This window comes from Paraburkholderia sp. BR10141 (genome assembly GCF_056155635.1).
In genome coordinates this window covers 96,503-111,402 of record NZ_JBMIQH010000027.1, presented here as the reverse complement: position 1 = coordinate 111,402, position 14,900 = coordinate 96,503, and the positions used below count along the sequence as shown (strand labels likewise).

Genomic DNA, 14,900 nt, shown 5'->3' with positions numbered 1-14,900 from the left:
CCATCACGTAGAGGTCGTGCGAGATGGCTGACGTACCCGCCATCGTGAGCCCGGACACGACGGCAAGGATGGTCGCGAACGCCACGGCCGAGAGGAAACCCAGCAGCAGATTGCCGCCGAGCGCCTGGGCGAGATGCATGACCGGCATGTTGCTGCCGCCGATCAGCTTGCCTCCGGTGAGGCCGCCCACATAGAACGACGGGTTGCTGCCGACAATCGCGATCGCCGCCACGCCGAGCACCATGATGACCAGATAGAAGAAGCCGATGAAGCCTGTGGCGACGAACACTGACTTGCGCGCTTCTTTCGCATCCGGCACGGTGAAAAAGCGCATGAGGATATGCGGCAGCCCCGCGGTGCCGAACACCAGCCCGATCGCGAGCGAAATCAGCGCAATGGGATCGGACACCAGCTTGCTCGGCAGGAGAATATGCACGCCGTTCCCGTGCGCGGCGACCGCCTGCTCGAACAGTGCGTTCAGCGAAAAACCGAACCGGGACAGTGCGAGAACGGCCAGCAGCGTGCCGCCGAACAGCATCAGCGCGGCCTTGATGATCTGCACCCACGTGGTGGCCACCATGCCGCCGAAGGTCACATAGACCACCATCAGCAGACCAACCACGATGATCGCGTCGTTATAGGGAAGACCGAACAGCAACTGGATCAACTGCCCCGCGCCGACCATCTGGACAACCAGGTAAAAGCAGACCACGGTCAACGAACCGAATGCTGTCATCGTCCGGATCCGGTTCTGGTCGAGCCGGTACGATGCGATGTCCGCAATCGTCACGCGTCCCAGATTCCGGATGCGCTCCGCGAACAGGAACAGCAGCAGCGGCCACGCGACGAAAAAGCTGATCGCGTAGATCACACCATCGTAGCCGTGGAAAAAGATCATGCTGGTCACGCCCAGCAACGCCGCCGCCGACATATAGTCGCCGGCCAGCGCCATGCCGTTCTGGAATCCGGTGATGCCGCCCCCGGCGGTGTAGAAGTCGTCCATCGAACGGGTGCGCGACGCCGCCCAGTACGTGATGCCCAGCGTCGCCACGGCGAAGACGAGGAACATCGCGATCGCCGTGAGATTGAGGGGACGCTGTTCGCCGCCGTGCAGGACCTCCGCGGCCGCCGCGTGAGTCGCGACGCCCAGCACGAGCGGGAAGACGAGAGCAAAACCGGCGCGCTTCATGGTTTCGCCCCCGCGAGAATCTGGGCGGTGAGCGCGTCGAATTCGCCATTGGCGCGGCGAACGTACAAGCCCGTGAGGCACCAGCTGCCGACGATCAGCGCGACGCCGATCGGCCAGCCGATATTGACGATACTGTCTGCGGAAAGCCGGATGGCCAGCAAAGCGGGGGCGAATCCGACCAGCACGATGAAGCCGCAATAGGGAATCAGCGTGATGGCGGTCAGGCAGGCAATGTATCTGCGCCGGCGTTTGACCAGCGTGGCGAACAGGGGATTGCTACGAATCCCATGCAGGGTCGTGGGGTTCATCCGATTGTCTCCGTCCATGGAAGGTGTCCGGCATGCCCTCGCCCGTGATATCGCCGTCGATCCACCGGGGGCTGCCGCTTCTCGTGAACTTCACAATAGGTCGAACCAAAAATCTCTTCAAATGATGTTTCGTGATGGCTTCGATCTGTTTGAGTGAAGCGTGGTGCTTGTCGTCACGATTCAATCAGACCCGCTTGCCGGATTCGGCTTGCCGTTGCGCCTCGAGCAGCGCGGCGAACCGTTCCAACGCGGCCACGCTGCTGTGAACGGAGTGGTATTCCTGCTGGCCGATGCGTGCATCGAGCACAACCGTCATGCCGGATTCTCGAGCGAGATTGAGGATATCCATCTCATACTCCTTGCCTGAAAACTGGGTGAATCGCGTCGCGTGAAATGCAGCGCCTCTTGATAGTCAGATTACGCGCGGCACCACAAAGATCAACGCGGCGCGGACGAAATCACCGTTATGAAACGCCGAACAATCTTACGTTCAGCTCTCACGATGCTTCGCCGGCGCCCCAGGTTTTCGGCAAAACCGGATGCTTAGAAGCCTTGTGCGGTGCCCGTAGAATGCGCGACCAGCAGCACGACACCCAGTATGCAAGCCCCGATCATCGCGGCCAGCATGACCGCCACGAACGGCAGCCACTTGAAGTTCACGCTGGCGAGATCAGCTTCGTGCGACGCGCTCTTGCGCACGCCGAAAAAGCTCCACAGAACCATGCGCATCATTCGAACGAGTTCCATCATTGACTCCGGTTACGTCGATCAGGTCGATCGGATAGCCAGATCTTCAACCTTGCGCGCTGGTAAAAAAAGCAGCAGTTACGAACGATTCGAGCGATGCAGCAGGTTCACGACTGGCAGAACCCGAAAAAGAAACGCCCCGGTACTCGCGCACCGGGGCGAAAGGCTTGCCACGCTACAGGCAAAAAGAGCCGCAAGCTCTGCGGGTTTAGGTGATGATCCAGGCACTCGCGCAGTAATCCCGGCGCATCCCGGGAGAACAGACCCGGACGGCGATGCGCACTGCCCGCAATGATCCGCCCGCGCAGGAAGCGCGTATAGAAGCAGTCGACGCATAATTGACCGTAGCAGATCGGCTTCGCGGTCGCGCGCCATGAGAAAATCGCTCGAAGCCCCAGTCCACCCATGACCTCTCTGGAAGAAACCGGACGCATGACACGCTATGAACGCCTCGCGCAGAGCATGGCCGCCGAGATTCGCTCCGGCAACCTGAAGCCGGGCTCGCGCATGCCCTCGCTGCGGCAGATCATTGCGCAGCACGGCGTGAGTCAGTCCACGGCGGCGCGTGCTTACTACGTGCTCGAACAATGGGGCCTCGTGCGCGCCGAAGAGCGTTCGGGCTACTACGTCGCGCCGCTCTCGAAGGCCAGCAAGACGGATTCGCGTGCAACGACGGGCGAGTCCGCCACCGTCGATATCAGCGAGCTGGTGTTCTCGGTACTCGACGCCGCCAAGCGCCCCGGTATCGTGCCGCTCGGCTCCGCCTTCCCTTCTCCGTTGCTGTTTCCGCTGTCGCGCCTCGCGAAATCGCTCGGCCAGGCCGCGCGCAGCGTGAGCCCGTGGAGTACGGTGGTCGATCTGCCGCCCGGCAACGAGAACCTGCGCCGGCAGATTGCGCTGCGCTACATGCGGGTCGGCATCTCACAGCCCGCCGAGGACATCATCATCACCAACGGCGCGCTGGAAGCGCTCAATCTTTGCCTGATGGCGGTCACGCAGCCCGGCGATATCGTCGCCGTGGAATCGCCGGGCTTTTACGCAGCGCTTCAGGCGATCGAACGGCTTGGCCTGCGCGCGGTCGAGATTCCCGTGGATACCGCCACCGGGCTCGACCTCGAGGCGCTGGCCCAAGCGCTGGACAAGCACCCTATCCGCGCCTGCTGGTTCATGACGAATTTCCAGAACCCCACGGGCGTCACGTTGTCGGCTGAGAAGAAGGAAGCGCTCGTCGAGCTGCTCGCGAAACACGAAGTCCCGCTCATCGAAGACGATGTGTACGGCGAGCTGCACTACGCGCCGAACTATCCGCCGCCGGCCATCGCGTTCGACCGGCGCGGCCTCGTCATGCACTGCGGCTCGTTTTCGAAGAACCTGGCGCCGGGTTATCGCGTAGGCTGGGCGAGCGCTGGGCGCTTCGCAGAACGCGTGCAGCGCCTGAAGCTCATGACGACGATCTCGGCCAGCATTCCCGCCCAGGCCGGCATTGCCGACTACCTGGAGCATGGCGGCTACGAGCGCCATGTGAAGAAGATCCGGCTGGCCATGCAGACGCAGCGCGATGCGATGATCGACGCGATCCGCCGCTGGCTGCCTGAAGGCACGCAATACACGCGGCCCGAGGGTGGCTATTTTCTGTGGCTCACGTTCCGCGAGCGCATCGACGCCATGGCGCTCCATCGTCTCGCGATCGAACGCGGTATCAGTGTCGCGCCCGGCCCAATCTTTTCCGCGTCACGCGCATTCGAAAACTGTATACGGCTCAATTACGGGCATCCATGGTCGGCGCGCATCGATGAAGCGATCCGCACGCTCGGTGAACTGCTCGTTCATCCCGATGTGTGCGCCCAATCGCCATCGACCGATGCGCGCGGCGCCAACCCATAGCAGCCCTTAACTACCAAAGAACAGGTTGCAGAAACTCGCCGGGCCCACACAGGTATTGGCGTCCCGTGCCGGCGTCGTAACCGGCCGCCGCGGCGCCTGATCTGTATTCGCCCGCGACGTATTCGCCTGGGCCGTTTGTTGAGCATCCGTATGCGCGGGAGCGAGGGACTCGGCGTGGACAGCGAAGCTGGCCGACAGCGAACAGGCAAAAAGGACAGCAGTAAGCAATTTCATTTCAATCTCTCTAGCAAGGTGATGGAGGCGACGCCTCCGGGGAGACAGCGTGGCCAGATTAACCACTTTCACCAACCAAGAGAATCCCGTAACCGCGGGAATGATCCTTCCATTCCATGGGAGTATCGAGAAGCCTGGTTGCGCAGTCCGCGCGGACGCTCACAGCAGACAAACACGGCCAAAATCCACCGTGCGGCGATAGATGTTTCTGTTGAGCCAGGGAACGAAGGTATATTCGTCATAAGCAGTACTGCCAACGAATATCCAGTTGTGCAATACGTAAGACATCGCTACCTCTTCGGCATTGAACGAATTCGCTCGCCTCTCGCGGCAAGCCGTCACGACATCATCGCGAGAGCTTCGCTCCGCTTCATCCGTTGCGGTATCCGTATCACGTTATCGGCACCCGCCTTCGCCGGCGCCCGAAAGAACTCGGTGCAGAAGTCGACGAACATCCTGAGCCGTGCCGGAATCAGTTCCCGATGAGCATAGAAAAGGCATAGCTCGACGCCGCTATCCGATGCCGTGCATTCCGGCAGGACGTGCACGAGATGTCCCATATCGATATCTTCGCGAACCAGGGTTTCAGGCAGTGTGGCAATGCCGGTGCCGTCGAGAGCTGCCGCGCGCAACAGCACTTCGTTGCCTTCCATCGACGACATGGGCGAAATGCTCACTTTCCGGCCGCCATCATGCAGTTCGATGAAGTCCGCACTCTTCTTTCTCGTTTCCGGATCGATCAGCAGAAAATGATTGGCGAGTTTCGCAGTGGACTCCGGTACACCGTATTGCTCGAGATACGCGGGAGAGGCCACGAGAATGCGAGGCGAGCGCAATAGCGTCCGGCGAATCACGGTGGACTGCTCGACGAACTGAGGCGGAAGAATGGCGATATCGAAACGGCCGTCGAACAGGTTCGTGGCGTGATCCTGAACGGAAACCACCAGACTCACATGTGGCGCGATGGCGCGATAGCGTCGCACCAACCGCGAAAACGCGCCGTTTACCAGCATGGGGTGCACGACGAGCCGCAACTTTCCGCCATTGGCCTCATGCTCCATCGCAATGCGCCGGTTCGCCTCGTCCAGCTCTTCGAGCAAACGGCAGCAAATCAGGTAGTACGATTGCGCGGCGTCCGTCAAGGAAACGGACCGCGTGGTCCTGAGCAAGACGCGCGTCTGGACGCATTCTTCGAGTCTCGCGATCGCTTTCGACACGGACCCCGTCGTCACATTCAACGATTCGGCGGCCTTGCTGAAACTCTGATACCGCGCAGCGGCGACGAATGCACGCAACATGTAAAGCTGATCCATCTCGCACCTCACAAGTGTTTGCCCTGTCCGACGATTCAAATCGTAGGCGCGCTGGCCGCGCGACGGTATCGTCCGATATGGTGTGATGCCCTATGCAGCGGCGTGCGCGTCTCATACATCCGGATGGCCTGCACGGGCGGCCGGCATACCCGCAATTTCGCGCGGCCTGGCAGCGCCCGGATTTCAAACGTTCGGCCGCGTCACTGTTTCAGCAATTCACTAACCAGTGCGAGAAGTCCTGCGTCATCCACGGGCTTCGAAAAGAAACCGGCGGCGCCGCTATTTTTTGCCCGCTCGCGCACGTCCTCGGTCACATACGCCGTCACGAAAATGACGGGAATCGGACGCTTCCATCGCTTGATCGACTCGAGCAGCGCAAAGCCGTCCATGCCCTGCATCTGGATATCGGCGACGACGAGTTTCAGTTTCGGGCGGCGCGTATCGCCCAGAAGCTCGCCGGCGGACGCATAGTCGATGACGTTCCAGCTTGCCGAACGCAGCGAACTGGACAGCGCCATCCGGACGGATTCATCGTCGTCCACCATGGCAATCGTCGCAGACGGGCGCGCTGGTTTAATCTGGGGTCCGGTGGCCATCGAAATGATGCAGAGAGGTTGAATCTTTCTGCAAAATACAAGCCCGCCGAGGGGCCAGCAATCACACCTTCGGATGATTCTTGTGGCAGTGCGTATTAGCGGGGCGAGATCCGCGCGCTGATGCAGGCAGCCTAGGTGTAGCGAATGGACAAATGCCTATCTGGCGCTCTGAGGAGCCGGTTGCACCTGCTGCAACTTCTTGATGAGCTCGGCCACGGAGCGTGCATTGAGTTTGTGCATGGCCTGCGCCCGATGGATTTTGACCGTGACTTCGCTCAGGCACAGGAGGTCGGCAATCTGCTTGTTCAACAGACCTTCCGACACCAGACCGATCACTTCGCGCTCGCGTGCCGTGAGCGAGTCGTATGCTTGACGAATGCTCGCGACGAGCCGCGCCTGGCGCCGCAATTCGCCATCGCGTTTGAGCGCCGCGGCGATCGTGTCGAGCAGATCCTGATCCTTGAACGGCTTCGTCATGAAATCGAAAGCGCCTGCTTTCATCGCCTTGACGGTCATGCCGATATCGCCATGTCCCGTCAGGAAGACGATGGGAAATCGAATGCTCTCTTTAAAGGCTTCCTGTTGAAGCGTGAGTCCGCTCTCGCCGCGTAATCGAATGTCGAGAATGAGACAGCTCGGCACGTCCGGCATTTTCACGGCGAGAAATTCGTCAGCCGATTCGAACGCCCGCACCTCGATGCCTACTGACATGAGCAGACTGGTCAGCGCACCACGAATGGACTCGTCGTCGTCGATCACGTACACGAGCGAGTCCGGTAGCTGTCCACTTCGCGTCCCAACGCTATCGTGTTTCATCGCTCGATCTTCGAAAAGTTCGTGATGGCGAAAAAGTGCCGATGCTCACCATATGGTAAGCAATAGCAAGACTTATCGCCACCGCTTGCACACCGTGAGCGCTGCCTTCCTTTGAAGCAGGCGCCCCCATAAATCATGCTTTTAGCCCCGCCCCTTTCGCGCACCACGCCAGGGAACTACGCAGGTCATCCCTGCGTATGAGGGACCACATGCCGGCAAGATGCAGCCTCAGCCATTCGGAGAATGGTCAGCCTCGCGCTGCGCGCCTAACCTTTTTCCAGTGGGTCATCGCGGTATCGGAATCACTGCTCAGGTTGGGTGTGCAAGATGAAAGTCGCTATCGTGGTGCTTGACGGTGTACAGGCCATGGATATCGCAGGCCTGCTCGACGTGTTCTCCGAAGCGAACTGTTTGCTCGGCGAGACGCGCCAGTATCAGGTGCCCCTCATTGGAGAGCACGCGGGTGTGGTCGCCTGCTCGAATGCGATGCAGCTTTGCGTGCCTTGGGTCTATGGGGACTTTCGCGCCAGCATCGATGTGCTGCTGGTGACAGGCGCTTCCCACGTAATGCACGTTCGGCCGAAACAGGATTTTCTGGACTGGCTGCGGCGACGCACACTCGAGTCGAAGCGATACGGCTGCGTTTGCGAGGGCGCATGGCTGCTCGGGCACGCCGGTCTGCTCGATGGCAAGGAGATTGCCGCGCGCTGGACCGACGCGAGCCGGATAGCCAGCGAATTTCCCCGTGCCCGCGTACGTCCCGACAAAAACCTGATCCGCGATGGACGCCTGATTTCCTCTGCCGGCGCGACTGCCGGGCTCGATATTGGCCTCTCTATCATCGCGCAAGACTGGGGCCAGAAGCTCGTCGAACAGGTGACAAGACGTCTCGGCGCCAATCTGCACTGCGAGCCCTGCCAACGTCATCCTTACATAACGACGTCAAGCGACGAAAGTTCGATTATCGGAAAAGTACAACGCCATATCGACGACCATCTTTCCGATGTGCTTTCGATAGAGCAGCTCGCCGAGGCGGTCTACGTCAGCCGGCGCACGCTATCGAGAGTCTTCGCGAAGTATCTCCACACGACGCCTTCCGCATTCGTGGACCAGGTTCGTGTCGGTGCTGCAAAGCGGCTATTGGAGGAGCGCAACGTTCCGATGAAAACCGTCGCGTTCGACTGTGGATTTCATAACGCCGCGCACATGCGCATGGTGTTTCAGCGGCGCCTCAAGCTCACTCCCCGGCAATACCGCCAACAGTCCCACACGACCGAGGCCGCTGCCTGAGTGATCGCCGCGGGCGCAGCCTCGCCATCCCGCCGCGATTTGTTCTCGCGACGCAAGACTCTTTGTCCATGGTGTGTGTTCGCACTCGCAACGGATGCGCCTAGAGTACTTCTCCATCGGATCCGTCGATTCGAACGGCCACCCGGCCGACCTACCCATACTATGAGACACACAATGAGCACTTCCAAGGTCGTCATCGTCACCGGAGCATCGCAAGGCATCGGCGCCGAAACCGTCAAGGCCTTCCGCGCACAGGGTCATCGCGTGGTCGCCACGGCCCGCTCCATCACGCCGGCCGCCGAGGCCGACTATGTCGCGGTGGCCGGAGACATCGGCGATGCCGCTACGGCTCGCCGCGTGGTGAACGCCGCCATCGAGCACTTCGGCCGTGTCGATACGCTCGTCAACAACGCGGGAATCTTCATTGCGAAGCCCTTCACGCAGTACACCGCCGACGACTATACGGCGATCCTGAACGTCAACCTGAACGGCTTCTTCCACATCACGCAGTATGCAATCGAAGCGATGCAGAAGCACGGCAGCGGCCACGTGGTGAACGTCACCACCACGCTTGCCGACAAGGCGAACAGCAAAGTTCCGTCCGTTCTTGCATCGCTCACCAAGGGCGGCCTGAACGCTGCGACACGCTCGCTCGCAATCGAGTATGCACGCGCGGGGATTCGCGCCAACGCGGTTTCGCCTGGGATCATCAAGTCGCCGATGCATGCTCCTGAAACGCACGCCGCGCTCGGCGCGATGCATCCGGTCGGTCACATGGGCGAAATGAGCGACATCGTCAATGCGATTCTCTATCTCGACTCGGCACCGTTCGTGACGGGCGAGATCCTGCACGTGGACGGCGGCCAGAGCGCCGGTCACTAAGCGCACGGGCAGCCCGCGCCCCCGGCCTCGATGGCTCGCCGGGGCGCGGGGTACCCGCTTATGACACGTTGGTCAGCGTCTTCGTGATAACTAGCCATGTGTCGCACTGGCGCACCATCGAGAAATAATTGTAGTAATTGAAACCCAGCATCCGCACGCGCAGTTTTACCGTCGCGACGTTTTCTTGAACATCGAGCATCAGCAGTTCCGTATCGACCGGCTCGCCCAGTTCGGCCGGCGATTTCCTGATTGCCACACCCGCAAGATACTCATCGATCGTCTTGTAGTAGGGCTCGCCATTCACCTCCCCCGCCACGATCGCGCGCGCATCGAACACCGTTCTCAACTGCTCCACATCGCCGCGCCAGGTGGCGTCGAAATAGCGCTGGACGAGTTCGACGATTTCGTTGCTATCGTTCATTGCATCACACTCCTTCTTGATTCAAGCCTCGGTGCAGGAAGTCGAAGCGGGCTGCGCAATCGCTCGCGCAGCCCGCTTCGAACAGCCCGGATCAAACACGATCAGGCAAGCGGCCCCTCGATCTCGTTGAGCCTTTCTTCGAGCGCGTTGACGCTCGCATAGCCCGAATGCACGGCGTACGTCCGGCCCTGTTCTTCAAGCAGCAAGGTCGGAAACGACGCAACGCCAAGCGCTCGAGCGCGGGCGAAATCGCGCTGCGTTTCTCCCTTCGTTTCCGCTGCTTCCCATGCCTGGTAGAACGCATCGGCGCTCACCTGAACGCCCACGGTATTCAGCGCCGTTGTGGCGATTTCGCTCAACACGCGACCGTCGGTCGTATCCAGCCCTTCCACATAGAAGCCGTTCTGCAGCGCACGGAACACCGAAAGCAAGGCGTCGCCACTGGCGAAGCGACGCGCCGCCACAACAGCACGGCAAATCGGTTCGGTATCGTAGACGAACCCCTCGCGCGCCATGAACGCTTCGCGGTTGAACGGCAAGCCGCTCAGCGCTTCGACGCGTTGCCAGTGCTGCAGCCGGAAGCGCTTGCCGGTTGCGTCGAGCACATCGGTCGCGCCCGCGCGAATCCCGCCGACCACGATTTCCAGCTTCAGGTCCGGCACGCGCGCGACGAGCGCCGAAAGCTCCTTGCCAAAGCCATAGCACCACGAACACATCGGGTCGCCAACATAGATCAGTTTCATTCCTGCTCGCTCACATGAAGAGACAACGCGGGGCCCGCAGGACCCCATGCCCCGCATCGCTCCCAGCCATCAGAGTGACTATAGGTTTCTGGCCTGACTCGATAAACGCCGTAGCCAGAACTTCTTTTGTTACACGGCGGAAAAACGCATGCTCTTCACAAGCAGAGCGGCGCTGCCATGCTGGCCTAGAACATGTCCGAAGCCGCTTGATGACCTGCACGCGTGTTCCCCGATTCCTCGCCGTCCCTCGATGGGATGAACGGGCCGGTGATCATCTCCGAATAGCTCATGCCGGGGCCGACCATCGGAAACACGTCGGCATCCTGATCGATCATGACTTCAAGGAAAGCCGGACCGTTGAACGCCACGAAAGCCCGTAGTGCTTCCTCGACTTCGCTCAGGACCTCGACGCGCTGCGCGAACTCGAACCCGTCGGCACGCGCAGCCATGACAAAGTCCTTTCGATGCAGCGACTTGTCGCTCACGCACAGGCGCCCGTCGTAGAAGAGACGCTGCCACTGCCGGATCATCCCGTCACCGACATTGTTGAACAGCAGCACTTTGACCGGCACGCCATACGTGGTCGCGGTCTCCAGATCGCCGATATTCATGCGCATGCTGCCGTCACCGTCGATGTCGATCACGAGGGCATCCGGGCGTCCCATCTGGGCGCCGATCGCAGCGGGCAGGCCAAAACCCATCGTCCCCATGCTGCCCGATGTGAGAAAGCTGCGCGGCTCCACGAAGTCGAAGAACTGCGCGGCCCACATCTGGTGCTGACCCACGCCCGTGGTGACAATGGCCCGGCCGCCGGTAATCTCGCTCAGCTTTTCCACCACGAACTGTGGCTGAATGAGCGGGCTGGCACGGTCATAATTCATGCCGTAGCGCTGCTTCAACTCCCTGATGTGGTCGAGCCACGCCAAGGGTGCCTGTATGTGCGCTTCGTGCTGCATCAGCGAGAGCAACGCGTCCTTCGCGTCGCCCACGTGAGTCCAGTGCGCGCGCTTCACCTTGTTGATCTCCGCTTCGTCGATATCGATATGCGCGACATGGCGCGCTCGCGGCGCGAATGCGTGGGGGCGGCCGCCGGCGACGCGATCGTCGAATCGCGCGCCCACGGCAATCAGAAAGTCGCAATCTTCCACCGCGTAGTTCGCGCAAGCCGCGCCGTGCATGCCCAGCATGCCGAGCCCCAGCTCGTGCTTCACGGATAGGGTGCCGAGCCCCATCAACGTGTTGACCACGGGAATCCGGTAGCGCTCGGCGAACTGACGTAATTCGGCCGTGGCGCCGGCTGTGATGACGCCCCCGCCCACATACAGCAGCGGGCGCTTGCTTTGCGCCAGCAGATCGAAGAATTCGTCGCGCTTGCCCGCTTCGAGACGTGCTCCCTTCGCCACCTTGCGAAGGCGGTCGGAGTAGCCGCGAAACGCCAGCGTGCCGTGCCCCTGCCAGGTGCCGGACCAGTTCTGGATGTCTTTGGGCACATCCACCACGACCGGTCCGGGACGGCCGGTGCGCGCGACTTCGAACGCCGTGCGCAGCGTCTGTTCGAGCTTGTCCGGGTCGGTAACGAGAAACACCTGCTTGGCGCACGCCGACATGATGTTGAACACCGGCGCTTCCTGGAAAGCGTCGCTGCCAATCGCGGCACGCGGCACCTGCCCGCAGATGAGCACCACCGGGACCGAATCGCCATTGCAGTCGGCAATCGGCGTCACCGCGTTGGTCGCGCCGGGACCCGACGTCACCATGAACACACCGACCTTTCCGCTCGCGCGTGCGTAACCAGCGGCCATGAAGCCGGCGGTCTGTTCGTTGGCGGGTACGACGAGGTTGATCTGACGCTCGGGCTCGTCGGCGTGCAGTTCGTTGAAACGAAACACCGCGTCGTAGGTCGGCAGGATCGCGCCGCCGCTATAGCCGAACACGGTATCGACACCCTGTTCGCTGAGTACGCGCAAGATGATGTCGGCACCCGACATCGGTTCGCCGGGAGGCGGCGCCTTCTGGGAGCTTTCTGGAGCAATTTTTGGGTTCTGGGTCATACCTGACTCGCACGGAAACGGGCGCTGATGCGATCAGCGGCCAACACAACAGTTCATTTCCCTTCCGACTCAAGAACAGCGTATGTCCCCTACCAGCTCGTGGACTGTGCTTCAGCGGGTTCTCCGCATGAAGCACAGTCCACCCGGCACTCTTTTGACGTGCGCCTGGAAAAACCGTGAGAAAGGGTTCCAAGGATTCTGACAACGATTGAACCGGCGCGCGTCAGCAATTTGGTTGTTTGTGGGCCAGGATGTGTCACATCCAGGACACCGCGGCTGACGGCTGACCGCTCCTACCATTCGGCAATGCCCACGTCCATGTCCTCGTCGTAGAACGCAACGAGAAACTCCTCGGGCATCAACCACGAATCGACGCTCACGGTTTGCGCGCCAACATCGACATCGACTTTCGCGTCGGCGTCCACGGACTTCATAGCATGCACGATCGTCGCGAGGTCCTCCGTGCGGATTTGAGTTTTCATGGCGAACTTCATTTTCCACCTCTCTGTCTGGATAACCAGTCTCGATAACTATAGGATCAACGTCCGATGCCACCAACCAGGTGCGCCTCAATTCACTCTTTACATCGCGTAACCCATACCTGCGGCGCGAGGCGGTCATTCAACCGGGTCGAGCAGGTCTACCGCTTCGGTAAACGCCAGGACCGATTCCCGGACACCAGCGACTCCCAGACCATTCAACCGGAGCAGTTCTTCACGGTCGCCGTGGGGGACGAATGAGTCGGGAAGTCCGAGCCGCAGCATGCGTACGGCCCACCCTTCCGCCGCGATCCGTTCGGCGCATGCGGCCCCCGCTCCGCCGAGCACGGTGCCTTCTTCGAGTGTCACGATCACCTCGTGCTCGTTGGCAACCGTCAGCAACAAGTCTTCATCGAGCGGCTTGACGAAGCGCATATCGACCACGGTTGCATCGATTTCCTTTGCGACTTCCATCGCTATCGAGAGCAAGGGCCCGAACGCCAGAAAAGCCACGCGCGCGCCATCCCGCTTGCCGGATACCCGGCAAATCACGCCTCTCCCGATCGGCAGCGTCTCTTTCGTCTGCTCAATGACTTCAGATTCGGTGGTTGCCCGCGGGTATCGCACGGCGCACGGTCCAGGCCACGCAAGGCCGGTGTTCAGCATGCGATAGCATTCCCTTTCGTCGGACGGGGTCATCACCACCATATTCGGCACGCAACGCAGGGCCGCGATGTCGAACGCACCGAGATGCGTGGCACCATCGCCCCCGGCAATTCCGGCGCGATCGAGCGCGAACAACACTGGCAGATTCTGCAGCGCGACGTCGTGAATCAGCTGGTCGTAGCCGCGCTGAAGAAACGTCGAGTAGATGGCGACGACGGGCCTCATTCCCTCGACGGCGAGGCCGGCCGCCAGCGTGACGGCGTGCTGTTCTGCAATGCCCACGTCGATGTAGCGATCGGGATAACGACGTTCGAATCCGGTCAAGCAGGACCCTTCGCTCATTGCGGGCGTGATGCCGAAGATGCGTTCATCGGACGCCGCCGCGTCGCACAGCCATTGACCGAATACCTGGCTATAGGTCAGCTTGCCGCCTTTCTTGCGCACCAACCCGGTATCGGGTTTGAACGGACTGGGCCCGTGGTAGGCAACGGGCTCCAGTTCCGCAGGTCGATAACCTTTTCCTTTCTTCGTCACCACGTGAATGACGTGAGGCCGGTTGCGTGTCTTCGCGTCCCGCAGCGCGGCAAGCAGCTTCGCCATATCGTGGCCATCAACAGGACCGACATACTCCAGACCCAGTGTTTCGAATAGCGTGGATAAAGGGACATTCGCTTCGTCGCGCCAACACGTCACCAGCGCCTCGAGGTGATCATTCAGTCCACCTACCGCGGGTGAGATCGACATGCGGTTGTCATTCAGAATGATCGTCAGCGGCAGCGCTTCGCAGGACCCCGCGTGATTCAGCGCTTCATACGCCATCCCCGCGGACAATGAGCCATCGCCGATCACCGCAACGACGCGGGCGTCCCGACCGCGCAGCCCCAACGCCATGCCGACTGCCGCTGAAATGGACGTGCCGGCGTGCCCGACGCCGAACGCGTCGTAAGGCGACTCTTCGCGAGTGGGAAAACCGGCCATACCGCCTACTTTCCGCACACTTGCCATGGCCGCCTTTCGGCCCGTCAGGATCTTGTGCGCATAGCATTGATGCCCCACGTCCCACACAAGTCGATCGTGCGGTGTGTCGAATACATAGTGCAGGGCAACCGACAACTCCACGACACCGAGGTTCGATGCCAGGTGGCCGCCGGTATTCGACACACTTTCAATCACGAACTCCCGCACCTCGTCCACGAGGCGCTGAAGCTCGCTCTCATCCAGATCGCGCAGATTGTTCGGGAAATCGATCATGTCAAGCAGGTTCATGACGTTGCTGTCCTT

Annotated in this window: 15 protein-coding genes; 3 read left to right on the top strand and 12 right to left on the bottom strand. The window is 60.9% G+C overall.

Going from position 1 to position 14,900, the window contains the following annotated elements; genetic code table 11:
* The 4 genes from ACOJB8_RS30105 to ACOJB8_RS30090 form a co-directional block, all read right to left on the bottom strand.
* On the bottom strand, positions 1–1,189 hold a 1,189-nt coding region (locus tag ACOJB8_RS30105; protein ID WP_475015894.1), incomplete at its 3' end, for a sodium:solute symporter family transporter.
* Positions 1,186–1,497, bottom strand: coding sequence for a DUF485 domain-containing protein (locus tag ACOJB8_RS30100; protein ID WP_368691037.1), 312 nt, complete (start codon positions 1,495–1,497; stop codon positions 1,186–1,188). The genes ACOJB8_RS30100 and ACOJB8_RS30105, both read right to left, overlap by 4 nt.
* Positions 1,498–1,681: 184 nt before the next feature.
* A complete protein-coding gene (locus tag ACOJB8_RS30095) occupies positions 1,682–1,846 on the bottom strand; it encodes a hypothetical protein (protein ID WP_368700553.1) in 165 nt (54 codons plus the stop codon).
* 194 nt (positions 1,847–2,040) lie between these two features.
* Positions 2,041–2,244 (bottom strand): DUF2970 domain-containing protein, encoded by a 204-nt coding sequence (locus ACOJB8_RS30090; RefSeq protein ID WP_475015892.1) that lies wholly within the window; start codon positions 2,242–2,244, stop codon positions 2,041–2,043.
* 432 nt (positions 2,245–2,676) lie between these two features.
* Between ACOJB8_RS30090 and ACOJB8_RS30085 the strand changes: the two genes are divergently transcribed.
* On the top strand, positions 2,677–4,128 hold the full coding sequence (locus tag ACOJB8_RS30085) for an aminotransferase-like domain-containing protein (protein ID WP_475015890.1): 1,452 nt from the start codon (positions 2,677–2,679) through the stop codon (positions 4,126–4,128).
* A gap of 572 nt (positions 4,129–4,700) precedes the next feature.
* Here the strand turns inward: ACOJB8_RS30085 and ACOJB8_RS30080 are convergent.
* From ACOJB8_RS30080 to ACOJB8_RS30070, 3 genes are all read right to left on the bottom strand, one after another.
* The gene (locus ACOJB8_RS30080) at positions 4,701–5,675 is read right to left on the bottom strand and encodes a LysR family transcriptional regulator (protein ID WP_475015888.1); all 975 of its coding nucleotides are present in this window, start codon (positions 5,673–5,675) and stop codon (positions 4,701–4,703) included.
* A gap of 200 nt (positions 5,676–5,875) precedes the next feature.
* Entirely contained in the window at positions 5,876–6,220 is a 345-nt protein-coding gene (locus tag ACOJB8_RS30075) for a response regulator (RefSeq protein WP_342922019.1), read from the bottom strand.
* Between the two features lie 207 nt (positions 6,221–6,427).
* Positions 6,428–7,087, bottom strand: a complete 660-nt coding sequence (locus ACOJB8_RS30070; RefSeq protein ID WP_475015886.1) for a response regulator transcription factor — start codon at positions 7,085–7,087, stop codon at positions 6,428–6,430.
* A 327-nt stretch (positions 7,088–7,414) separates the two neighbouring features.
* Here ACOJB8_RS30070 and ACOJB8_RS30065 point away from each other — a divergent pair, with 327 nt between their 5' ends.
* Both ACOJB8_RS30065 and ACOJB8_RS30060 read left to right on the top strand, forming a co-directional pair.
* Positions 7,415–8,377: a GlxA family transcriptional regulator gene (locus ACOJB8_RS30065; protein WP_475015884.1), complete on the top strand. Its 963-nt coding sequence runs from the start codon at positions 7,415–7,417 to the stop codon at positions 8,375–8,377.
* A gap of 174 nt (positions 8,378–8,551) precedes the next feature.
* Positions 8,552–9,259, top strand: a complete 708-nt coding sequence (locus ACOJB8_RS30060) for an SDR family NAD(P)-dependent oxidoreductase (protein WP_342922022.1) — start codon at positions 8,552–8,554, stop codon at positions 9,257–9,259.
* Positions 9,260–9,317: 58 nt separating this feature from the next.
* Here ACOJB8_RS30060 and ACOJB8_RS30055 read toward each other — a convergent pair whose 3' ends face one another.
* From ACOJB8_RS30055 to dxs, 5 genes are all read right to left on the bottom strand, one after another.
* On the bottom strand, positions 9,318–9,680 hold the full coding sequence (locus tag ACOJB8_RS30055; RefSeq protein ID WP_475015882.1) for a nuclear transport factor 2 family protein: 363 nt from the start codon (positions 9,678–9,680) through the stop codon (positions 9,318–9,320).
* A gap of 101 nt (positions 9,681–9,781) precedes the next feature.
* Positions 9,782–10,423 carry a DsbA family protein gene (locus ACOJB8_RS30050; RefSeq protein WP_475015880.1) on the bottom strand — a complete coding sequence of 214 codons (642 nt, stop codon included), beginning with the start codon at positions 10,421–10,423 and terminating at the stop codon, positions 9,782–9,784.
* 185 nt (positions 10,424–10,608) lie between these two features.
* Entirely contained in the window at positions 10,609–12,474 is a 1,866-nt protein-coding gene (gene ilvB / locus ACOJB8_RS30045) for a biosynthetic-type acetolactate synthase large subunit (RefSeq protein ID WP_475015879.1), read from the bottom strand.
* 293 nt (positions 12,475–12,767) lie between these two features.
* Positions 12,768–12,968, bottom strand: coding sequence for a copper chaperone (locus ACOJB8_RS30040; protein ID WP_342922026.1), 201 nt, complete (start codon positions 12,966–12,968; stop codon positions 12,768–12,770).
* A gap of 123 nt (positions 12,969–13,091) precedes the next feature.
* Positions 13,092–14,885 (bottom strand): 1-deoxy-D-xylulose-5-phosphate synthase, encoded by a 1,794-nt coding sequence (gene dxs / locus ACOJB8_RS30035; RefSeq protein WP_475015877.1) that lies wholly within the window; start codon positions 14,883–14,885, stop codon positions 13,092–13,094.
* Positions 14,886–14,900 lie beyond the last annotated feature (15 nt).